Here is a 19,637-nt window from a genome sequence, read left to right as displayed (position 1 = left end):
AAAGTCCGGCACGCCGGCTTCGGCGCATTTCAGCGAAACCGTTGCGCCAACTGGTCGCAATGGCGCGCCAGGATCGCGGCGTCCACGCCGACCGCGGTGTAGAGGCTGCCGGCAGCCATGTAGCGCCGCGCCAGGGCTTCATCGGTGGTCAGCACGCCCGGAGCCTTGCCGGCGGCGCGCACGCGCGCGATGGCTTGTTCCACCTCGCCCACTATCCTGGGATGCCCCGGCTCGCCGGGATGGCCCAGGCTGGCGGAAAGATCGGCCGGCCCGATGAAGACCCCGTCGACGCCATCGACGGCCAGGATCGCATCGAGGTTTTCCAGTGCCTCGCCCGTCTCTACCTGGACCAGCAGGCACAGCTCCTCCTCGCAGCGCCGCATGTAGTCGGCTACGCGGCCATAGCGGGTGGCGCGCACGGTGCCGCCCACGCCTCTCATGCCGCGCGGCGCGTAGCGCATGCCCGCGACAGCGCCGCGCGCCTCGTCCGCGCTCTGCACATAGGGCAGCAACAGCGTCTGCGCGCCGATGTCCAGGTACTGCTTGATCTGCACCTTGTCGTTCCAGGACGGCCGCACGACCGGATGCGAGGGATACGCGGCCACCGCCTGCAGCTGGGCCATCACCGTGGGCAGCGTCGCCGGGGTGTGCTCGGTATCCAGCAACAGCCAGTCAAAGCCGCTGGCCGCCACCAGTTCCGCGCTGTTGGCCTGCCCCAGCGTCACCCACAAGCCGGTCTGGTGACGCTGCTCGCGCAGCGCGCGCTTGAATCCATTGATGGGAATATCCACGCCCGCGCTCCTCAGGAGAAATGGACGGAGATGCCGCCCAGCTTGCCGTAATCCGCGTGCAGCGTGTCGCCGGGGCCGACCGCGACGGTGCGGGTGAACGAGCCGGCCAGGACGATGTGCCCGGCCTCCAGCCCGGCATCGTGCTGCGCCAGCTTGTTGGCCAGCCAGGCGATGCCGAGCGCGGGGTGCCCCAGCACCGCCGCGGACACGCCGGATTCTTCGATGACGCCGTTCTTCAGCAGGATGGCGCCGACCCAGCGCAGGTCGATGTCCATCGGCCGCACCGGCCTGCCGCCCAGGACGATGCCGGCGCACGCCGCGTTGTCGGCGATGTTGTCGACGATGGTGCGCGGATACTGGCTGCGGCCGTCGATGATTTCCAGCGCGGGCACCACGTAATCGGTGGCGTCGAGGACGTCGAACAGCGAAACATCCGGGCCACGCAAGGGCTTGCCCAGCACGAAGGCCAGTTCGACTTCCACGCGCGGCACGATCAGCTTTTCCGTGGCAATGGCCTGCCCGTCCTGGAAGAACATCGTGTCGAGCAGATGGCCGTAGTCGGGCTCGTCGATGCCCACGGTGCTCTGCATGGCCTTGGACGTCAGGCCGATCTTGTGGCCGCGCAGCCGCGCGCCCTCGGCGATTTTCCGGTCGATGATGCGTTTCTGGATATCGTAGGAGTCGGCGATCTCCATTGCCGGGAAGGTCTGGGCCAATTGCCGGGCCGGCACGCCGGTGCGCTCGGCCTCCAGGAGCAGTTCGGCGGCGCGGGCGCGGTCCTGTTCGTTGAGCATGGGGAATCCTTGGTGGTTCAGCGATTCATGAGAGGACGGGTCTTCAGGCGGGCTCGTCCGCCACCGTGTTGGCCAGCGTGCCGATGCCTGGCACCTCCACTTCGACCAGGTCGCCCGGCTCCAGATAGCGCGGCGGATCGAAGCGCACGCCCGCTCCCACCGGCGTGCCGGTGGAAATGACGTCGCCCGGCTCCAGGGTCGTCCAGATGGAGATGTAGCGGATCAGTTCGGCGAAGGGGAACATGAGGTTGGCAGTGGTATCGTGCTGCCGCTGTTCGCCGTTGACGCGGGTCGTCACGGTCAGGGGCGCGGCGGGGTCGAACTCGTCCGCCGTCGCCATCCAGGGCCCCATGGCGCCGCTGCCGTCGAAGTTCTTGCCCTGCGTCACGTTGAATTTCCCGTGCCGCACCCAATCGCGGACCGTCCCTTCGTTGGCGCACGTCAGGCCGGCGATGTGGTCCCAGGCCTGCGCGGCCGGGATATGCCGGCCCCGCTTGCCGATGATCAGGGCGATTTCACCTTCGTAGTCCAACTGCCGCGACACGCGCGGGCGTATCAAGGGCTGGCCGTGGCCCACGAACGACCCCGGGAAGCGCGGAAAGACGCTGGGATAGGCGGGCGGCGCGCTGCCATCCTTGTATTCCTCGTTGCGATTGCCGTAGTTCACGCCGACGCAGATGATTTTTTCCGGCGCCGGGATCGGCGGCAGCAGGCGGACGTCGGCCAGGCGCAAGACCTGCCCTCCTCCCGCTGCGCGCTGCCGCAGTTCCGGCAGCGCCCGGGCGGCCAGCGCCGCGCGCAGGCTGGCGCAACCCAGGCCGCTCAGATCGACGACCTCGTCAGCGCCGCGCAACAGTCCGAAGCATTCGCGGCCCTGGTATTCGAAGGAAAGCAGTTTCATTTGTCGTATCCAAACAGGCGGGCCGGGTTGTCGACCATGATTTTCTTCAGCGTCGCGGCGTCGCCAGCGTAGCGGGCCAGCAAGTCCACCAGGCGGCCTTCATCGGGCGTGGCCTTGACCGAGACGGGATGCGGCCAGTCGCTGCCCCAGATCACGCGGTCCGGGTTCGCCTGGATCAACGCCTGCGCGAGCGGCACGACGTCGTCCCAGGGTTCGCCGATGCGGGACAGCTTTTCCGACAGCGACAACATCACCCAGAAGTTGCCACGCTCGAGCAGTTCCAGCAGCTTGCGACGGCTGGGATCGCTCTCCCCCGCCGCGGGATCGGCGCGCCCCATGTGGTCGATGATCACGGGAATGTCCAGGTCCTCGAACTGCGATACCTGCGCCATGATGCCGTCGGGTTCGGGCTGGAACTTGGCGTACCAGCCCAGTTCGCGCAGCCTCGCGATGGAGCGCCGGTAGGCGGCCGGCTCCATGCTGATGCCCAGGCCCTGCCGGGTATAGCGTGCGCCGCGTACGCCGGCGTCGTGCAGCCTGGCGATATAGGCATCGTCGCGTTCGGCCAGCACGGCCGCATTGGCGCAGCCGCGATAGTTGGGGCCCGCGGCGGCCAGGCCGTCCAGGACGACCTGATGGTCGGCGCCGTAGGTGGTCGCCTGCACGATCACCCCGCGCTCGATGCCCAGCAGCCGGTGCAGCTTCAAGGCGACTTCGATGGTGGCGCCGGGCATTTCATAGGCGGCGCCGGGGCGCACCGGATAGCGTTCGGCCGGCCCGAATACGTGGAACTGGCTGTCGCAGGACCCGGCGGGCAGCCGGATCCGGGGAGCGGTGGGATGGGGCTGGAAAGGCTGATACTGGGTCATCCCCTTGCCTCCCCTGCCGCCTCTTGCTCCGCGATGACCGCGATGAAGTCGCATTCGACGAGCTTGCCGCCATCCAGGTCCGCCTTCATGGTGTGGCGCGCCGGACGGTTCTGCGCGTCCGGGAAGGCTTGCAGCCAGGCGGCGTTCAGGACGGCACGCTGGTCGCGATCGCGCATCCAGACCGTCATCTTGATGATGTCGGCGAGCGATCCCCCGCCCGCGTCGACAATGCGCCGCACATGGTCGAACATCAGCTCGCACTGGCGCGCCAGCGTCTCGCCGTAGGCGCCCGTGGCGGGATCCGTGCCCTGGATGCTGCCCGAATAAAGCAGGCTGCCGATGCGGCAGGCGGCGGGGATGGGATTCTTGTGGCTGAAGCCTGCGGCGTAGATACTGCGTCTGGTCATGGAGTTTCCTGGCGTCACTTGGCGGTGATATGGGCCTGTTCGATGATGGGCGTCCAGCGGGCGTCCTCGGCGGCAAGGTAGCGCGTGAATTCCTCGGGCGAGCTGCCTCGCGCCTCGGCACCCAGCTCGTTGAAGCGCTTGACGATGTCCGGCTGCTTCAGGATGCCGTCCAATGCCTGGCTCAATTTCGCCAGGATCGCAGGCGGCGTCCCCTTGGGCGCCAACAGGCCGGTGAATGTCGACGCCTCCATGTCCTTGATGCCCGCCTCGGCGAAGGTGGGCACGTCAGGCAGCATCGGCACGCGCTTGGCGGTGGTCACCGCCAAGGCGCGCAGCCGGCCCTCCTTGATGAACGGCGACGCGACGGAGATCTGGTCGAACTGGAAATCGACGTGCCCGCCCAGCAAGTCGGTATTGGCCGGCGCGTTGCCCTTGTATTGGACAGTCGTCCAGCGCGCGCCGGTGATGCGCTGCAGCAGTTCGCTGACCAGGTGATTGGTGGTGCCCGCGCCGGGCGAGGCCATGGTCAGCTTGCCAGGCTCTTTCTTGGCCAGCTCGATCAGCTCGCCCATCGTTTTCACGGGCAGCGACGGCTTCACTTCCAGGACCAGAGGCGTGTATGAGATTGCGCTGATGGGCGCGAAGTCGCGGTCCCACTTGTAGGCGTCGCGCTTGAAAATCAGCGGGCTGAAGAGCAAGGGGCCGTTGGCCGCCATGAACAGGGTGTAGCCGTCCGGCTCGGCGCGCGCCACGTGTTCGCCGGCGATCATGCCGCCCGCGCCGGGCTTGTTTTCAACGATGAAAGGCTGGCCCAGTGCGGCCTGCAGGCCCGGCGCGATCAAGCGGGCGGCGACGTCGACATTGCCGCCGGGCGGATATGGCACGACGATGCGCACGGGCTTGTCCGGCCAGGCCGCGTGAGCGGTGGCGGTCAGGCCGGCCAGGGCGATGGCGGCGCACGCCCGGGCCGCGAAACGGTAAATCATGGTGGTTGTCTCCGATGCCAGGTTGACGATCTTGTAGGGCTCGACTCTAGGAACTTGCCCGGTCGGCGACAACGGCCGTTTGCAGAAAAAGTCCAGATATCGGACTTAACGCGCGAATGGCCTTCTGGCCTCGGCGCGGCGACGCGGAACAAGGCCGAAAATGTAAAACTGGGAAAAGAGTCCGCCATGCACGGCTGCCCGACTTCGCGCAGGGTTTTTGCAAGCGGCCGCGGTGCGCGGTCGCGCCCGGCCGGATGGCGAAGAAGCCCCCCTCTTCTCCCTTTCATAGTTCAATAACTGGACACCAAAGGCCGTATGTCCCAGGATACCGATCACAGAGAGACAACTTCCGCCATGCGTATCGCCGCGCCAGAACTCACGCCCGAACAGACCTACAAGCTCATGAGCGGCATCGTCGTGCCGCGCCCCATTGCCTGGATCAGCAGCCTGGGGCCCGGCGGCCAGGTGAACCTGGCGCCCTTCAGCTGCTATACCTTCGTCTCGAACACCCCACCCATGGTCGGGGTCAACATCGGGCGCAAGGCCGGCCTGCGCAAGGACACGGCGCGCAACATCCTGGATCACGGACATTTCGTGGTGAACATCGGCGACGAGAGTCTGCTGGACGCCATGCACGCCAGCGCGGAAGAGCATCCGCCCGAGATCAGCGAGGCCGAGCTGCTGGGACTGGAAGTCATTGCGGGAGACGCCATCGCGACCCCTCGGCTGGCCGCCGCGCCCGTCAGCCTGGAATGCCGTTTCCACAGTGTCACGCCCTACGGGGCGACGGGCGCGGAATTCTTCGTCGGCGAAGTGCTGGTATTCCATATCCGCGACGGCCTGGCGCGCGACGGCAAGATCGATACGGAGCAATTGCGGCCGGTGTGCCGCATCGGCGGCCCCAACTATGCCTCCCTGGGACCCATCGTCACCAAGCGGGCGATACGGCAGACGCCGAAATCGATCATGACGGACGGCAAATGATCACCGACGACGAAGGCCCGCCGTTCGCGACAACGACCGACGAAACGCCCGCCGGCGCGCAAACCGTGCGGCGGGCGGTCGCCATCCTGCGCCTGGTGGCCTGTGGGCAAGAGCGCGGCGTTCGCCTGATCGACCTGGTGCGCATGTCCGGACTCAACCGTCCCACCGTGCACCGGCTGCTGAAGGCGCTGCTGCAGGAAGGCGCCATCGAGCAGGACCCGGCGACGCGGCGCTACCTTATCGGCCCGGAAATCAGCCTGCTGGGACTGGCCCGCACCCGCCGCTTTCCCTTGCTCACGCTGGCGGCCCCTTATCTCGCCGAACTTGCGGACCAGGTGGGCGATACCGTGTTCCTCAGCATACGCCACGGGCACGACTCCATATGCATAGGCCGGCGCACCGGCCATCACCCCATCCAAGTCCTGTCCATCGAGGTTGGCGTACGGCGACCGCTGGGGGTGGGGGTGTCCGGCGTGGCATTGCTTGCCTGCCTGCCCGAGGAAGAAAGCACGGCCATCGTCGCGGCGAACGCGGCCCGCCTTGCCGTGCTCGGCGAGAGCCCGGCCGAGATCCTGCGCCGGGTCGACAAGGCGCGCGCAAGCGGCATCGCGCATGCCCCCGCCGGTTTGATGCCGGGCACCAGCGCCGTGGCGATTCCCATCCCCGATCCTGATGACGGTGCCGGGTCGGCCCTCGGCGCTGTCACCGTCACCGCCATGGCCGAACGGCTGGCACAAGAGAACTTCGCCCGGGTGGTGGAGCGGATGCGGGTCGCCGCGCAAGCCATCGCGCGCCGCCACGCCGAAGTGCGGGCGCGGCGGCCGTCGTGAATCTGGGCCGCCCATGGTCCGGCGGCCCGGCGCGCCGCCGCCGATCGCGCTGCCAGCGGCTCGTGCGGCATAACATTTGATTTCAGTTAGACAATCAATAACACCTAATTTCTGTCACTTGTCTTTACAGTTCTGCGCGCCTGTCTTCCAACCAGCACGGATGGCCGGCGCACGGGAATGGACCCGTCTCAAACACGACGCGTAGCGAAAGAGGACTTCGAATGAACAACAAGATGAAATTCATGTGCACCGCGCTGACTGCCAGCCTGTTCCTGGCCGGCTGCGGCAACATGGGCGGGATGGACGCCAACGGCCTGCTGTCGGCCGGCGCCGACATGGCGAAGGCTGCCAATCTGTCGGATGCCGATATCGTCCAGTTGTCGGACGCCGCCTGCAAGCAGAGCGACCAGGAATCGAAGATCGCCCCGGCCGGCAACAAGTACAGCAAGCGCCTGACCAAGCTGATGCGCGGCTTCGGCAACATGACGCTGAACGGCCAGAAGGTCAACTACAAGGTCTACCTGACGGAAGACGTCAACGCCTGGGCCATGGGCAACGGCTGCGTGCGCGTCTACAGCGGCCTGATGGACCTGATGAATGACGACGAGCTGCGCGGCGTGATCGGCCACGAAATGGGCCACGTGGCCCTGGGGCACACCAAGAAGGCCATGCAGACCGCTTACGCCGTGAGCGCTGCCCGCCAGGCCGCCGGCGCGGCCGGCAACAGCGTGGTCGCCTCGCTGAGCGCCTCGCAATTGGGCGACCTGACCGAGAAGTTCATCAATGCACAGTTCTCGCAGTCGCAGGAAACCGCCGCCGACGACTATTCGTTCGACCTGCTGACGCAGAAGAAGATGAACCGCAAGGGCCTGGTGACGGCCTTCCAGAAGCTGGCCGAGCTCGACGGCGGCCAGAGCAGCATGTTCAGCTCGCACCCCTCTTCGCCGGATCGCGCCGCGCGCATGCAGCAGCGCCTGGACGCCGGCAAGTAAGCCAACCGCGCGGCGCCCGCTCCGGCCGGGCGCCGCCTTGTCCGGGCCGGCCATCGGCGGCCGCCTGCGGCGTCATGCCGCGGTATGCAGCGGCCCGCCGTCGCGCAGGTCGCTTTCCTCGGCCGCAAGGCATTGCCGCGCCCGCACCTGGCCGATCCGCAGCCCGTCGCGCCGCGTGATCTCGAACGACCAGTCGCCCCACTGGATGACTTCGCCCACCTCGGGCAGCCGCCCTTCGGCCCGCAACAGCGCGCCGGCCAGCGTGGCGTCGGGCGTGTCCGCGCCCAGCGCGGCGCCGGACAGGAACAGGCGCGCCTCATCGATCGGCATGCTGGCGTCCAGCAGCCAGGAGCCGTCGCCGGCCGGCATCGCCGCTGCCGCGTCGTCGGCACTCTCGGGAAGCTCGCCCCCCACCGCTGTCAACACGTCCAGCGGGGTCACCAGGCCCTCTCCGCTGCCGTGCTCATCGACCACGATCAGCATATGCTCGCGCGACTGGCGCAGCACCTCCAGCACCTTGAAAACGGGCGTGGTTTCCATGACATAGTGCGGCTGCCGCGCCAGTTCGATGAGATCGATGGCGCCGGGCGCCTGCAGGCGGGGCAGCAGGTCCTTGAAATGCACCACGCCAATCACGTTGGCGGCGTCTCCATCGCACAAGGGCAGGCGCGCATGGCCGGAAGCGAATTTCCTGATGACCGCGCTGGTGCCGTCCTTGACGTCGAGCCAGACCATTTCGCCGCGCGGCACCATGATCGAACGCACATCGCGGTTGCCCATGGCCAGGATGCGTTCGATCAGGCTGCTTTCCTCCGGCGCGAAGACGGGCTCGTCGACGCCATCGACCAGGGCGGCGACCTCTTCCACCGGATTGCGCGCGCCGCCTGCCTCGCCCCGGTTGCCGCGCAGCAGCCGCAGCACGGCCCGGGCCGTGCGCTGGCGCCCGCTCAGGCCGAGGCTGCGTCGGCTGCGATTGCGGCGCGCCAGTTGGTTGCACAGCTCGATGACGATCGAAAAGCCTATGGCGGCGTACAGATAGCCTTTGGGGACATGGAAGCCCAGGCCCTCGGCCACCAGGCTGAAGCCGATCATCAGCAGCAGGCCCAGGCACAGGATGACCACGGTCGGATGACGGCCGACGAACGCCATCAGCGGGCGGCTCGCGAGCATCATGACTGCCATGGCGACAACTACCGCGATCATCATGATGCTCAGTTCCTGCACCATGCCGACCGCCGTGATGACCGAATCGAGCGAGAACACCGCATCCAGCACGACGATTTGCAGGATCACCTGCCAGAACACCGCGTGCTGCGGCCTGGCATCCGTATCGCCATGCGCCCTGCCCTCGACGCGCTCGTGCAGTTCCATGGTGCCCTTGAACAACAGGAATACACCGCCGAAGATCAGGATCAGGTCGCGCCCGGATATCTCGGCGCCCAGCACGGTGAACAGCGGCTCGGTCAGGGTCACCACCCAGGCAATGCTGGCCAGCAGGCCCAGCCGCATCAGCATGGCCAGGGTCAGGCCGATGACGCGCGCGCGATTGCGCTGTTCCGGCGGCAGCTTGTCGGCCAGGATCGCGATGAACACCAGGTTGTCGATGCCCAGGACGATTTCGAGAATGATCAGCGTCGCCAGGCCCAGCCAGGCGGTGGGGTCGGCCATCCAGTCAAATAGCATGGGCGGTCCGGAAGGCGGGACGGCGGGCCGCGCGGGCGGCAGCAGGCTTGAGAAGGCGGCGCCGGGCATCGGTCATGCGCGGCGCGATGGTACTGAGAGGTTCGCTGGACATGAAAAAGGAGCATGCCGGGCGCGGCGCACAGCTTGGCGCTGGCCCGGTGGGCTTCCAAACTTACAAGAACCTGAATATTACCGCACTTCGTGGGTTTGCCATGGCCAGCAGGCCCGCTTACTTGCCGCCGCCATTTGCGTGCAAATGTATCAAATGACACGCACATGCCTGCCTGCAGCATTTGCCATAAATAATCATAAGGTTGCATCACCTGCTATAAATGGAAGCATTTGCGCCTGTCGTGCTTGCTTCGTGCCGATTTCATTTGATGTTTTTCTTTAAATAAAATACTTAAATAATACTTATCAAGTTCTTGTTTTTACTCCGATATTTGCTTTTTGCAGGCCTATCCCACCCTTGAGTGTACGTGCCCGGAGATTGACATGACGAACTCGGCAACAGCCCCTGCGGCGGTTCCTCCCCAGAAAGCCAAGATGCCTGTCGGCCTGGTGGCCGGTTTCCTGGCGCTGATCGTGGTACTGCTGGCGCCGCTCCCGGCCGACCTCCCTCCCGCGGGCCACCGCATGCTGGCCATCCTGGTCTTCGCCGTGGTGGTGTGGATCACCGAGGCGGTGTCATATGAGGCCAGCGCCATCATGATCACCACGCTGATGGCCTTCCTGCTTGGCACGGCGCCCACCATCAAGGACCCGACGGTCCTGTACGGCACATCGGCGGCGATCAGCATGGCGCTGGCCGGCTTCTCGAACTCGGCCCTCGCCCTGGTGGCCGGCGCCCTGTTCATCGCCGCGGCGATGACCTATACCGGGCTGGACCGGCGCATCGCCCTGGTGACGCTGGCGCGCATCGGCACCAGCACGCGCCGCATCCTGGTCGGGTGCATCGCCGTCACCATCGTGCTCAGCCTGGTCGTGCCCAGCGCCACCGCGCGCAGCGCCGCCGTGGTGCCCATCATGATGGGCGTCATCGCGGCATTCGGGGTCGACAAGCGCTCCAATATCGCGGCCGGCATCATGATCATCGTGGCGCAGGCCACCAGCATCTGGAACGTCGGCATCCAGACCGCGGCCGCGCAGAACCTGCTGACGGTCGGCTTCATGGAAAAAATGCTGGGCCAACGGGTCACCTGGGCGGACTGGCTGGTCGCGGGCACACCGTGGGCCCTGATCATGTCGGCCGTGCTGGTTTTCCTGGTGCTGAAAATGTTGCCCCCGGAAAGCGACAACATCGCGGGCGGCAAAGAAGCAGTGGAAAAATCGCTGCGCGAACTCGGCCCCATGACCGCGCCGCAAAAACGCCTGATGGCGGTCTCCCTGCTGCTGCTCTTGTGCTGGGCCACCGAGGGCAAGCTGCACCGCTTCGACACCACCTCGACCACGTATTTCGGGCTGGTGCTGCTGATGCTGCCCCGCATCGGCGTCATGACATGGAAAGACGTGCAATCGCGCATCCCCTGGGGCACGGTCATCGTGTTCGGAGTGGGCATCAGCCTGGGCACGGCGCTGCTGACGACCCAGGCGGGCCAATGGCTGGGGACCCAGGTCGTGGCCCGCACCGGGCTCGACCATCTGGGCCCGCTGGCGATCTTCGCGGTGCTGTCGGCGTTCCTGATCCTGATCCACCTGGGATTCGCCAGCGCCACGGCGCTGACTTCGGCCATGCTGCCCATCCTGATTTCCGTGCTGGCCACCCTGCCCGGCGATTTCAACCGGCTGGGCATGACCATGCTGCTGGGCTTCGTAGTCAGCTACGGCTTCATCCTGCCGATCAACGCGCCGCAGAACATGGTGTGCCTGGGCACCGAGACCTTCACGGCCAAGCAGTTCGCCAAGGTCGGCATCGTGATTACGCTGGTCGGCTACGTGCTGATGCTGGGCCTGGGCCTGACTTACTGGCGCTGGCTGGGCTGGCTGTAGGGAGCGGGACATGAAGATATCGCTTGCGCAGGCGCTGGCGTATGGCCAGCGCGTCCTCACCGCCATGGATGTACCCGACGATATCGCCGAGGCCGTGGCCCAGCATCTGGTCGAATCCGACCGGGTCGGCTATACCAGCCATGGCCTGTCCATCCTGGCCAATTACCGGCGCGTGCTGGCCGACGGCCTGGCGCGCGCCGACGGCCGGCCCGAACTGGTCAGCGACCGTGGCGCCATGGTGGCATTCGACGGCCATCATGGGCTTGGCCAGTATGTCGGCAAGCAGGTTATCGAAGAGGCCATCGACCGCACCCGCGCGCATGGGCAGTGCATCGTCACCCTGCGCCACAGCCACCACCTCGGGCGCATGGGACACTACGGCGAAATGGTGGCGGCCCGCGGGCTGATCCTGCTGGCCTTTACCAACGTGATCAACCGCGCGCCGACCGTGGCGCCCTTCGGCGGCGCGCGCGCCTGCCTCACCACCAACCCGCTGTGTTTCGCCGGCCCGCTGCCGGGCGGCCGCCCGCCGCTGCTGGTGGACATGGCGACCAGCTCGATCGCCGTGAACAAGGCGCGGGTGCTGGCGGCCCGGGGCGAGCCGGCGCCGCCGGGCGCACTGATCGATGCCGCTGGCCGGCCCACCACCGACCCGGGCGCCCTGTTTACCGACCCGCCCGGGGCCCTGCTGCCTTTCGGCGGGCACAAGGGCTACGCCATGGGCCTGGTGGCGGAACTGCTGGCCGGCGTCCTGTCGGGCGGCGGCACCATCCAGCCCGAGCACCCGCGCCATGGCGTGGCCACCAACAACATGTTCGCCATCCTGCTGGATCCCCAGGTCGACTTCAACACCGACTGGCGGACCCAGGAAGTGGGCGCCTTCATCGACTACTTGCACGCCTGCCCGCCGCAGCCGGATGTCGAGCGAGTCGAGTATCCGGGCGAGTACGAAGCGCGCAACCGCCAGCGCAATGCCGACTCCCTGCAGTTCGACGACGCCATCTGGGACGGCATGGCCAGGCTGGCGCGCGAGCTGGGCGTGCCCGACGCCCTGCCCGCCTGACCCCGGCCCCCCCTGGCGGGCCCGTCCCGCCGGGGCGCGACATGCGGCCGTGCTAGCATTCGCGCCGTCCGCCGGCCATGCCCGGCGCGCCTACAGTCAGAGGAGGATGTGTGTTCAAACTACTGTCGCGCGGATCGGTGAAGCTCGTCGAGCGCTACTTGCCCGATCCCTATATCTTTGTCGTCTTGCTGACCCTGGTCGCCGCGGCCGCGGCCATCGTGTTCGAGGGCCGCGCGCCCATGGAAGTGATCCGCTGGTGGGGCAACGGCTTCTGGGGCCTGCTCACCTTCGCCATGCAGATGCTGCTGGTCCTGTTGACCGGCTACATGCTGGCCAGCACGCCCCTCGTCAAGAAGCTGCTGTCCCGCCTGGCCGGGCTGTCCGGCAGCGCCGGCGGCGCCATTGTGCTGGTATCGGTGGTGTCGCTGGCGGCCAGCTGGATCAACTGGGGCTTCGGCCTGGTGGTGGGCGCCCTGTTCGCCAAGGAGATCGCGCGCCAGATCCGCGTCGACTACCGGCTGCTGGTGGCCAGCGCCTACTCGGGCTTCATCATCTGGCACGGCGGCCTGGCCGGCTCGATTCCGCTGACCATCGCCACGGAAGGCCATTTCTCGGCCGGCCAGATCGGCATCGTGCCGACATCGGACACCATATTCGCGGCCTTCAACCTGGCCATCGTGGTTGCCCTGTTCATCCTGGTGCCGCTGGTCAACCGCCTGATGCTGCCCGACGAGAAAGACAGCATCTACGTCGATCCCGCCAAACTGGCCACGGCCGAGCCCGACCACGCCGACAGCGACGATCGCCGCCCAGCCGCGCGCCTGGAGAACAGCACGGTGCTGGCCATGCTGATCGGCTTCGCCGGCCTGGCCTACCTGTTCGACTATTACGTGATCCGCGGCGCCGGCCTGAACCTGAACGTCATCAACTTCACGTTCCTGTTCCTGGCCATCGTGCTGCACCGTACGCCGCGGCGCCTGCTGGCCAGCCTGGACGAGGCGATCCGCGGCGGCGCCGGCATCGTCATCCAGTTCCCGTTCTACGCGGGCATCATGGCCATCATGATGGATTCCGGCCTGGCGGCGTCCCTGTCGGAGTGGTTCGTATCGATCTCGACCGCGGCCACCCTGCCGCTGTGGACGTTCATCAGCGCCGGCATCGTCAACATCTTCATTCCCTCCGGCGGCGGCCAATGGGCGGTGCAGAGCCCGATCGTCATCGCCTCGGCGCAGGCGCTGGGCGCCGACATCCCCCGAGTGGCCATGGCCGTGGCCTGGGGCGACGCCTGGACCAACATGCTGCAGCCGTTCTGGGCCCTGCCGGTGCTGGCCATTGCCGGCCTGAAAGCCAAGGACATCATGGGGTTCTGCCTGATCCAGCTGTTCGTGTCGGGCATTGTCATAGCAGTCGGGCTCAGCCTGGCCTGAATCAGCGGTGAGCCGGCACCGGCCGGCTCACCGGCTCCGGCCATGCCTGCAGCGTGGCCAGGTCCAGCAGCGTGAAGTAGCCCGCTGCCTCCCAGCCCCCGGTATCGATGTGGAGCACATTGCCCAGCGCCACGGGGCGCGTCACCGGCGTATGCCCGGCCACCACCGCCCGCACCCCGGCCACGCCGGACGCATCCTGTCGCGCCAGCCGCTCGCGCGACCATTGGCAATGCGAGCGGGTGCGCTTGTAGCGCTCGCGCAGCGCCGCCTCCAGCCGCCGCCAGTCGCGCACCGGGCAATCGGCGTGCACCAGGCCCACCGGACCTGCCGCAGTGGGCACCTCGATCGCCACGGGCAGTCCGGCCAGCGTCTGCGCGTACATCTGCTGCCGGGCGGGCGGCAGGTCGAGAAACCAGCCGCCGCCGTAGTGCCGCCAATTCACGGTGTCGACCTTGCCAGTGCGCACATGCCGGATCGCGTAATCCTCGTGGTTGCCCTGTACGGCGTGGAACCAGGGTCGCGCCAGCCAATCGAGGCACGCCTCGCACTCTGCGCCACGGTCGATCAGGTCGCCCACCGAGAACAGCCGGTCGCGCCGCGGATCGAAGCCGAACTGGTCCAAGGCCCGTTGCAAGCGGCCAAAATGCCCGTGGATGTCGCCCACCGCAAGATCCCGGCCCGCGCTATTGGGCGGCATGCGGACGAATGGCGTGCTCATGGCCTGCGGCGCGGCGACGTGGCGACGGAACCGCGCTCAACGTCCCGGCGGGCGCGGCCGCGCGGGACCGTCCTGCGCCACGCGCAGGCGATTGTCGACGTCCGTGACGCCCAGGCAGCTGTCCGCGATGTTCTCGATGGCGTACTTGGTGCCGCGCTCCGGGACGCTGCCTTCCAGGACCACCTCGCCGCCGACCACCCGCACGGAGACTTCCGATACGTCCAGCCCGCTGCGGCTGAGCCGTTCGCAGACATCGTCGAGCACGCGCTCGTCGGCGCGCCGGTAGCCGCGCGGCAGGCTGTGCCGCCTGCCGTGCCCCAGGCCGCCATGGCGCCCTTCCCCATACAGGTCGTCGAAATCGCCGATATCGCCGAACTGGGTGCCGATGTCTTCATGATGTTCGCTGCGCTGATAACCGCGCGCCTCGATGCCATAGCCGCGGTTGAAGCCGGTGCCCTCATAGCCGCCGCTGTTGTCGGCCGGCTGGGGATGGAACGCATGCGCGCCGCCGCTGTCGGGCCCGTCGTGGCCATGATAGCCGCCCTGCCCCGCGCCGCCGGGCTGCGGGACATCGTGGCTGCCTCCCCGGCCATAGGCAGCACGCCCGCGCCAGCGGTCGCCGGCGATGCCATGGCCGCCAGCCCCCGCGGGCTCGTTGCCCGCCTCGCCCTCGTGGCCGCTGCTATCCCAACTGCTGTGCGGCACCTGTGCCCCTTCCGACAGGGGGGATTCGTACTGGCGGTCGGTATCGCGGCGATCGGCGGACGGCGGGCGCAGACCGTGCCGCGGTGGATCATTGCGCATGTTGGCCTCCTGTCGGGTGGTCCGCGTGTTGGTGCGGACATACTCAGGGAACAGCCAGCAAATGCCGTGCCGTCGCCAGCCCTGGCCGCCCCGCTACGAGTCCTGAGGCTTGACGCCAGCCTTGGCCAGCAAATCGCGCCAGCGCGCCACCTCGTCGGCCAGGAGCGCGGCGGCGCCCGCGGTGGAACGATGCGCGGCGCTGGGCAGCGCCACGCCCATGCGGGCATAGCGCTGCTGGATCGCGGGCGTCGCCAGCGCACGATTGATTGCCTCGTTCAGTTGCCGCACCACCGGCGCCGGCACGCCGCGCGGCACCAGCATCATGTTCCAGATGTCGTAGCGCAGGGCGGGATAGGCGGTTTCGCGGGCGGCGGGCACCCCGGGCAGCACATCCACGCGATCGGGGCGCATCACCACCAGGCCCTTGATCTTCCCGGAGGCAATCGAGCTGACAGCCGTGCTGCTGCTTTCCACGGTGTAGTCGATATGGCCGGCCATGACGTCGGCAGTCGCCTGGGCGGCGCCGCGGTAATGCACGGCGGGAACCTCGATACCCAGCGCGGCATTCAGGAGCACCCCGCCGAGAAACGACCCCGAGCCCACGCCCGCAGTGCCGAAGTTCATCTGCGCGCCATGGTCCCGGGCGTACTGGGCGAAACTGTCGAGGTCGTCGGCGGGAAGGCCGGCCCGCACCGACAGCACCTGGGGAGCATCGCCCACCGAGGCCAGCGCGGTGAAGTCCTGCAGCACGTCATATGGCAGGTTTGGGTACAGCGAGGCGTTGGCCGCCAGCGTGCCGACGTTGCCGAGCAGCATGGTGTAGCCGTCCGGGGTCGCGCGGGCGGCTTTCGCCTGGCCCACCGAACCGCCGGCGCCCGGCACGTTCTCGACCACCACGGTCTGCCCGAGATCCTTGCCCAGTTCCTCCGCCACGGCGCGGGCCAGCACGTCGGTTGCGCCCCCCGCGGTGAATGGCACCAGCAGGGTCAAGGGGCGCACGGGGAAGCCCTGGGCACCGGCCGGCCCGGCCATGAACAGGGCCAGGGCCGACAGGCCGGCGCGGGCCAGGTGCCGGCGGGTGAGCAAGCGATGGTTCATGAGTTGTCTCCTTTGTTATCGCGGGACGAGCGGCCCCGCCGCGCGGCGCCCGGGGCGCGCGTATCTGGTGTAGGGTTCGATGAGGCGCTGCGCGGGGGCTAGGCGGCCGCCTGCGCCCGTTCGTCGAGCACTTCCTTGGCGATGCGGAAGCCATCCACCGCCGCCGGCATGCCGCAATAGCAGGCGGCGTGCAACAGGATTTCCTGCAGTTGCTCGCGGGTCCAGCCGTTGTTGAGCGCCCCGTTGATGTGTAGCGCCAGTTCATGGCGCCGCCCGGTGGCGATCAGCACGCTGACGGTGACGAGGCTGCGCTCTTTCAAGCTCAGGCCCGGCCGGCCCCAGATGGCGCCCCAGGCCAGGCCGGTCACGGCGTCCTGCAGCGGCGCGAAGAAATCGTCATCGCGAGCGCGCGCAATGGAACGGTCGACATAGGCGTCGCCCAGTGTGGCGCGGCGATTGCGATGCCCCAGCTCAACGGTCTCGGGCTTGACTGGGTCGAAAGATGGTGCTGCTTCCATGTTTTGATAGATCTCCTGAAGATGAAATCAGCGGGACGGCCGTCGCGCGCTAGCGCACGATATTGACCAGGGCCCCGCCGTCGACCGGCAGTTCGACGCCAGTAATGAAACCCGCTTCGTCGGAAGCCAGGAACACCGCCGCGTTGGCGACGTCCCAGGCGGTGCCCATGCGGCCGCGCAGCGGCACCCGGGCATTACGCTCGGCGACCACGTCCGCGCGCGCGCGTCCGAACGCCGCGGCGCGCGTATCGACCGCCATCGGCGTATCCAGCAGCCCCGGCAAGATGACGTTGGCGCGAATGCCATGGGCGGCATTCTCGATCGCCAACTGCTGGGTGTAGGCGATCATGCCGGCCTTGGTGGCCTTGTACGCCACCCAGGGGTAGCGCTGCCAGGCCGATACCGAGGCGATATTGATGATGGCGCCGCCGCCCTGCTCGCGCATGATGGGCAACACATGCTTGCCGGCCATCACGCAGCCGCGCAAATTGACCGCGCAAATGCGGTCGAAGACGGCTTCCGTGATCTCGGTCGGGCTGGCATCGCCACCCGCGACGCTGATACCCACGTTGTAGTGCATGATGTCGATGCGGCCCCAGCGCCGGCGGGCCTCGGCCAGCGCGGCGGCGATCTGCGCCTCCTGGGTGACGTCGGCCTGCCACGCCGCGCAGGCGTCGCCACCCGCGGCGCGGGCCTGCCCGCAGGTTTCCTCGGCCGAGGCGAGGTCCCGGTCCACCGCCAGCACGGCGGCGCCTTCCTGCGCGAACCTCAGCACCGTGGCCCGCCCGTTGCCCAGCGTCTCGCCCATGCTCTGGCCGGCGCCGATCACCACGGCCACCTTGTTCTTCAATCGCATTGCGTTTCTCCGTGATCGGCGGCCCGGCCGCGCACCCGGGCGCCGGCCCAGTCCTCCATGTAGCGGATCAAAGCAGTGAAATCCTGGTCCTCCCCGCCCTGGGTCATGGCGAACTCCCACGCCTGCCGCACGCTCTGGCCCAGCCACATTGGCACGCGCAGTGCCTCGGCCTCGGCCAATCCCAGCGAGACATCCTTGTGAATGGTGCGGATCGTCGCGCCATAGTCGAACGTGCCGGTCAGGATGGCGCGCGGCACCTTGTCCAGCGTGGCGCTGTTGCGCCCCGTGCTCACATTGATGATCTCCACCATCAGGTCCGGGTCCAGCCCGGCCTTGGCGCCCAGCACCAGGGCCTCGTACGCGGCAACCATGTTGGCGGCGGAGATCAGGTTGTTGACCAGCTTCATCATCTGCGCCTGGCCGGGCTCGGCGCCGACTTCGAAAACGCTCTTGCCCATCGCCTGCGCATGCGGCCGCACTCGTGCCAGGGCTGGCGGCGCGCCCGCCAGCATGATGGACAAGGAACCGGCGTTGGCCCCGCGCGGGCCGCCGCTGACCGGCGCGTCCACCACTTGCACGCCGCTGCCGGCCAGCCCCGCCGCAATGTCGCGCACTGGCGCGCGGCCGATCGTCGACATCTCCGCGTACACCCGCAAAGCGGCACCGCCGCAGACGCCGGCCGGGCCCAGCGCCGCCTCGCGGCTGACCTGCGCGCTGGGCAGGCAGGCATAGACCACCGGCGCGGCATCGGCCACCTCGCGCGGACTGCCGTGCGGGACCGCTCCTTCCTTGCACATGGCCGCCATGCGGGCGTCATCCGGGTCGTACACATGCAGCTCGATGCCCGCGCGCAGCAGGCGGCGCGCGACGGCCGAGCCCATGGCGCCCAGGCCGATGAATCCGGCGCTATCCTGGTTCGACATGCTGTTTCCTCGTCGTGAAGCTTGCGGTACCGGCGTCATTCCGCCGCCATGTTCAGGCTTTGCATCTGTTCAGAGAGCTGGATGTAGTCAGCGCGGAAAGTGCGGTCGAAATCCTCCGGCGAGCCGATCTTGGTCTGCATGCCCTGCTCCGCCAGCACTCGCTGCATTTCCGGCTTCCGCAAGACCTTGTTGGTGGCTTCATTGAGCTTGCGCACTACGTCCCCGGGCATGCCCGCAGGCCCGAAGAAGCCATACCACGTGACGACATCGAAGCCGTCGTAGCCGAGCTCGGCAATCGTCGGCACATCCGGCAGCGCCGCGACGCGCGCGAGCGACGACACCGCGAGCGGCTTGACACGGCCCCCGTCGATGAACGACTTGGCCGATGCGATCGACCCCCCGACGAGTTCCACATGTCCGCCCACCAGGTCCGTCAGGGCCGGGTTCGAGCCCTTGTACGGCACATGGATCATCCGCACGTCGGCGCGCTTGCCCAGCATGGCCAGCAGCAGGTGCGACATGCTGCCCTGTCCGGACGTGCCGAACCGCAGCGTGTCGGGCTTGGCCTTGGCCGCCTCGAGCGCCTGTTTCATGCCGCTGTAGGCCGAATTCGGCGCCGCCGCCACCACCATGGGGGCATCCGCGACGTGCACGATCGGGGTGAAATCCTTGAGCGGGTCGAACACGCCGCCGCTCTTGTTCAGCAGCGGCGCGATCACGATGTTCTCGCGCAGGGCCAGGATGATCTGGTGGCCGTCGGCCGGCGCCCGGGAAATCGCGCCCAGCGCAACCGCCCCGTTGCCGCCGGGACGGTTCTCGACGACGACGTTCCACTGCTCGGATGTGGCAAGCGCCTCGGCAACCTGGCGCGCCAGGATGTCCGTGCCGCCGCCCGGGCTGAACGGCACCACGATCCGGATCGGATTGTCGGGAAAGGCCTGCGCGGCCGGGGCCAGCAGCGCCAGCCCAAGGGCCAGCGCGCCGAACATGCGCTTGCTCATGAT

At 67.8% G+C, this 19,637-nt stretch carries 20 protein-coding genes; 6 read left to right on the top strand and 14 right to left on the bottom strand.

Annotated elements, in window-relative coordinates; translation table 11 throughout:
• Positions 1-29: 29 nt before the first annotated feature.
• Genes ACKTT0_RS20855 through ACKTT0_RS20830 form a run of 6 tightly spaced genes read right to left on the bottom strand, consistent with a single transcriptional unit; the run spans position 30 to position 4,748 of the window.
• Positions 30-791 carry an aldolase/citrate lyase family protein gene (locus ACKTT0_RS20855; protein ID WP_407851680.1) on the bottom strand — a complete coding sequence of 254 codons (762 nt, stop codon included), beginning with the start codon at positions 789-791 and terminating at the stop codon, positions 30-32.
• Positions 792-802: 11 nt separating this feature from the next.
• Positions 803-1,585 carry a 2-oxo-hept-4-ene-1,7-dioate hydratase gene (gene hpaH, locus ACKTT0_RS20850; RefSeq protein WP_407851679.1) on the bottom strand — a complete coding sequence of 261 codons (783 nt, stop codon included), beginning with the start codon at positions 1,583-1,585 and terminating at the stop codon, positions 803-805.
• A 43-nt stretch (positions 1,586-1,628) separates the two neighbouring features.
• Positions 1,629-2,486 (bottom strand): fumarylacetoacetate hydrolase family protein, encoded by an 858-nt coding sequence (locus ACKTT0_RS20845; RefSeq protein ID WP_407851678.1) that lies wholly within the window; start codon positions 2,484-2,486, stop codon positions 1,629-1,631.
• Positions 2,483-3,355: an amidohydrolase family protein gene (locus ACKTT0_RS20840; RefSeq protein WP_407851677.1), complete on the bottom strand. Its 873-nt coding sequence runs from the start codon at positions 3,353-3,355 to the stop codon at positions 2,483-2,485. The genes ACKTT0_RS20845 and ACKTT0_RS20840 overlap by 4 nt, the downstream gene beginning before the upstream one ends.
• On the bottom strand, positions 3,352-3,762 hold the full coding sequence (locus ACKTT0_RS20835) for a RidA family protein (protein ID WP_407851676.1): 411 nt from the start codon (positions 3,760-3,762) through the stop codon (positions 3,352-3,354). The genes ACKTT0_RS20840 and ACKTT0_RS20835 overlap by 4 nt, the downstream gene beginning before the upstream one ends.
• A 14-nt stretch (positions 3,763-3,776) precedes the next feature.
• Positions 3,777-4,748, bottom strand: a complete 972-nt coding sequence (locus ACKTT0_RS20830; RefSeq protein ID WP_407851675.1) for a Bug family tripartite tricarboxylate transporter substrate binding protein — start codon at positions 4,746-4,748, stop codon at positions 3,777-3,779.
• Positions 4,749-5,102: 354 nt separating this feature from the next.
• Here ACKTT0_RS20830 and ACKTT0_RS20825 point away from each other — a divergent pair, with 354 nt between their 5' ends.
• The 3 genes from ACKTT0_RS20825 to loiP all read left to right on the top strand — a co-directional run bounded on the left by ACKTT0_RS20825 (position 5,103) and on the right by loiP (position 7,554).
• The gene (locus ACKTT0_RS20825) at positions 5,103-5,732 is read left to right on the top strand and encodes a flavin reductase family protein (RefSeq protein ID WP_407851674.1); all 630 of its coding nucleotides are present in this window, start codon (positions 5,103-5,105) and stop codon (positions 5,730-5,732) included.
• Positions 5,729-6,562 carry an IclR family transcriptional regulator gene (locus tag ACKTT0_RS20820; RefSeq protein WP_407851673.1) on the top strand — a complete coding sequence of 278 codons (834 nt, stop codon included), beginning with the start codon at positions 5,729-5,731 and terminating at the stop codon, positions 6,560-6,562. Before ACKTT0_RS20825 ends, ACKTT0_RS20820 begins: the two co-directional genes overlap by 4 nt.
• Positions 6,563-6,804: 242 nt before the next feature.
• A complete protein-coding gene (gene loiP, locus ACKTT0_RS20815; RefSeq protein WP_407852472.1) occupies positions 6,805-7,554 on the top strand; it encodes a metalloprotease LoiP in 750 nt (249 codons plus the stop codon).
• Positions 7,555-7,626: 72 nt separating this feature from the next.
• Here loiP and ACKTT0_RS20810 read toward each other — a convergent pair whose 3' ends face one another.
• Positions 7,627-9,237, bottom strand: a complete 1,611-nt coding sequence (locus tag ACKTT0_RS20810) for a TerC family protein (RefSeq protein WP_407851672.1) — start codon at positions 9,235-9,237, stop codon at positions 7,627-7,629.
• A gap of 495 nt (positions 9,238-9,732) precedes the next feature.
• On the opposite strand from ACKTT0_RS20810, the gene ACKTT0_RS20805 reads away from it, so the two are divergent.
• The 3 genes from ACKTT0_RS20805 (at position 9,733) to ACKTT0_RS20795 (ending at position 13,716) form a co-directional block, all read left to right on the top strand.
• The gene (locus ACKTT0_RS20805; protein WP_407851671.1) at positions 9,733-11,226 is read left to right on the top strand and encodes a DASS family sodium-coupled anion symporter; all 1,494 of its coding nucleotides are present in this window, start codon (positions 9,733-9,735) and stop codon (positions 11,224-11,226) included.
• 10 nt (positions 11,227-11,236) lie between these two features.
• A complete protein-coding gene (locus tag ACKTT0_RS20800; RefSeq protein WP_407851670.1) occupies positions 11,237-12,289 on the top strand; it encodes an Ldh family oxidoreductase in 1,053 nt (350 codons plus the stop codon).
• Positions 12,290-12,399: 110 nt separating this feature from the next.
• Positions 12,400-13,716, top strand: coding sequence for a short-chain fatty acid transporter (locus tag ACKTT0_RS20795; protein WP_407851669.1), 1,317 nt, complete (start codon positions 12,400-12,402; stop codon positions 13,714-13,716).
• 1 nt (position 13,717) lies between these two features.
• Here the strand turns inward: ACKTT0_RS20795 and ACKTT0_RS20790 are convergent, their stop codons facing one another.
• The 7 genes from ACKTT0_RS20790 to ACKTT0_RS20760 all read right to left on the bottom strand — a co-directional run bounded on the left by ACKTT0_RS20790 (position 13,718) and on the right by ACKTT0_RS20760 (position 19,634).
• Positions 13,718-14,434 carry a metallophosphoesterase gene (locus tag ACKTT0_RS20790; protein ID WP_407851668.1) on the bottom strand — a complete coding sequence of 239 codons (717 nt, stop codon included), beginning with the start codon at positions 14,432-14,434 and terminating at the stop codon, positions 13,718-13,720.
• Between the two features lie 36 nt (positions 14,435-14,470).
• Positions 14,471-15,238, bottom strand: a complete 768-nt coding sequence (locus ACKTT0_RS20785; RefSeq protein ID WP_407851667.1) for a BON domain-containing protein — start codon at positions 15,236-15,238, stop codon at positions 14,471-14,473.
• 93 nt (positions 15,239-15,331) lie between these two features.
• Positions 15,332-16,336: a Bug family tripartite tricarboxylate transporter substrate binding protein gene (locus tag ACKTT0_RS20780; protein ID WP_407851666.1), complete on the bottom strand. Its 1,005-nt coding sequence runs from the start codon at positions 16,334-16,336 to the stop codon at positions 15,332-15,334.
• 98 nt (positions 16,337-16,434) lie between these two features.
• Positions 16,435-16,854, bottom strand: a complete 420-nt coding sequence (locus ACKTT0_RS20775) for a carboxymuconolactone decarboxylase family protein (RefSeq protein WP_407851665.1) — start codon at positions 16,852-16,854, stop codon at positions 16,435-16,437.
• A 49-nt stretch (positions 16,855-16,903) separates the two neighbouring features.
• Positions 16,904-17,710, bottom strand: a complete 807-nt coding sequence (locus ACKTT0_RS20770) for an SDR family NAD(P)-dependent oxidoreductase (RefSeq protein ID WP_407851664.1) — start codon at positions 17,708-17,710, stop codon at positions 16,904-16,906.
• On the bottom strand, positions 17,701-18,633 hold the full coding sequence (locus ACKTT0_RS20765) for an NAD(P)-dependent oxidoreductase (RefSeq protein WP_407851663.1): 933 nt from the start codon (positions 18,631-18,633) through the stop codon (positions 17,701-17,703). The genes ACKTT0_RS20770 and ACKTT0_RS20765 overlap by 10 nt, the downstream gene beginning before the upstream one ends.
• A 35-nt stretch (positions 18,634-18,668) precedes the next feature.
• The gene (locus ACKTT0_RS20760; protein WP_407851662.1) at positions 18,669-19,634 is read right to left on the bottom strand and encodes a Bug family tripartite tricarboxylate transporter substrate binding protein; all 966 of its coding nucleotides are present in this window, start codon (positions 19,632-19,634) and stop codon (positions 18,669-18,671) included.
• Positions 19,635-19,637: the final 3 nt, after the last annotated feature.

Source organism: Bordetella saccharivorans, from assembly GCF_045862855.1.
GTDB lineage: Bacteria > Pseudomonadota > Gammaproteobacteria > Burkholderiales > Burkholderiaceae_B > Bordetella_A > Bordetella_A petrii_F.
This window is presented reverse-complemented; position numbering and strand designations above follow the sequence as displayed.

Coding starts and splice junctions, on each gene's coding strand:
- ACKTT0_RS20800 (WP_407851670.1), top strand. CDS start 11,237: ATGAAGATATCGCTTGCGCAGGCGCTGGCGTATGGCCAGCGCGTCCTC.
- loiP (WP_407852472.1), top strand. CDS start 6,805: ATGTGCACCGCGCTGACTGCCAGCCTGTTCCTGGCCGGCTGCGGCAAC.
- ACKTT0_RS20785 (WP_407851667.1), bottom strand. CDS start 15,238: ATGCGCAATGATCCACCGCGGCACGGTCTGCGCCCGCCGTCCGCCGAT.
- ACKTT0_RS20765 (WP_407851663.1), bottom strand. CDS start 18,633: ATGTCGAACCAGGATAGCGCCGGATTCATCGGCCTGGGCGCCATGGGC.
- ACKTT0_RS20790 (WP_407851668.1), bottom strand. CDS start 14,434: ATGAGCACGCCATTCGTCCGCATGCCGCCCAATAGCGCGGGCCGGGAT.
- ACKTT0_RS20775 (WP_407851665.1), bottom strand. CDS start 16,854: ATGGAAGCAGCACCATCTTTCGACCCAGTCAAGCCCGAGACCGTTGAG.
- ACKTT0_RS20805 (WP_407851671.1), top strand. CDS start 9,733: ATGACGAACTCGGCAACAGCCCCTGCGGCGGTTCCTCCCCAGAAAGCC.
- ACKTT0_RS20760 (WP_407851662.1), bottom strand. CDS start 19,634: ATGAGCAAGCGCATGTTCGGCGCGCTGGCCCTTGGGCTGGCGCTGCTG.
- hpaH (WP_407851679.1), bottom strand. CDS start 1,585: ATGCTCAACGAACAGGACCGCGCCCGCGCCGCCGAACTGCTCCTGGAG.
- ACKTT0_RS20825 (WP_407851674.1), top strand. CDS start 5,103: ATGCGTATCGCCGCGCCAGAACTCACGCCCGAACAGACCTACAAGCTC.
- ACKTT0_RS20820 (WP_407851673.1), top strand. CDS start 5,729: ATGATCACCGACGACGAAGGCCCGCCGTTCGCGACAACGACCGACGAA.
- ACKTT0_RS20770 (WP_407851664.1), bottom strand. CDS start 17,710: ATGCGATTGAAGAACAAGGTGGCCGTGGTGATCGGCGCCGGCCAGAGC.
- ACKTT0_RS20830 (WP_407851675.1), bottom strand. CDS start 4,748: ATGATTTACCGTTTCGCGGCCCGGGCGTGCGCCGCCATCGCCCTGGCC.
- ACKTT0_RS20840 (WP_407851677.1), bottom strand. CDS start 3,355: ATGACCCAGTATCAGCCTTTCCAGCCCCATCCCACCGCTCCCCGGATC.
- ACKTT0_RS20845 (WP_407851678.1), bottom strand. CDS start 2,486: ATGAAACTGCTTTCCTTCGAATACCAGGGCCGCGAATGCTTCGGACTG.
- ACKTT0_RS20835 (WP_407851676.1), bottom strand. CDS start 3,762: ATGACCAGACGCAGTATCTACGCCGCAGGCTTCAGCCACAAGAATCCC.
- ACKTT0_RS20780 (WP_407851666.1), bottom strand. CDS start 16,336: ATGAACCATCGCTTGCTCACCCGCCGGCACCTGGCCCGCGCCGGCCTG.
- ACKTT0_RS20810 (WP_407851672.1), bottom strand. CDS start 9,237: ATGCTATTTGACTGGATGGCCGACCCCACCGCCTGGCTGGGCCTGGCG.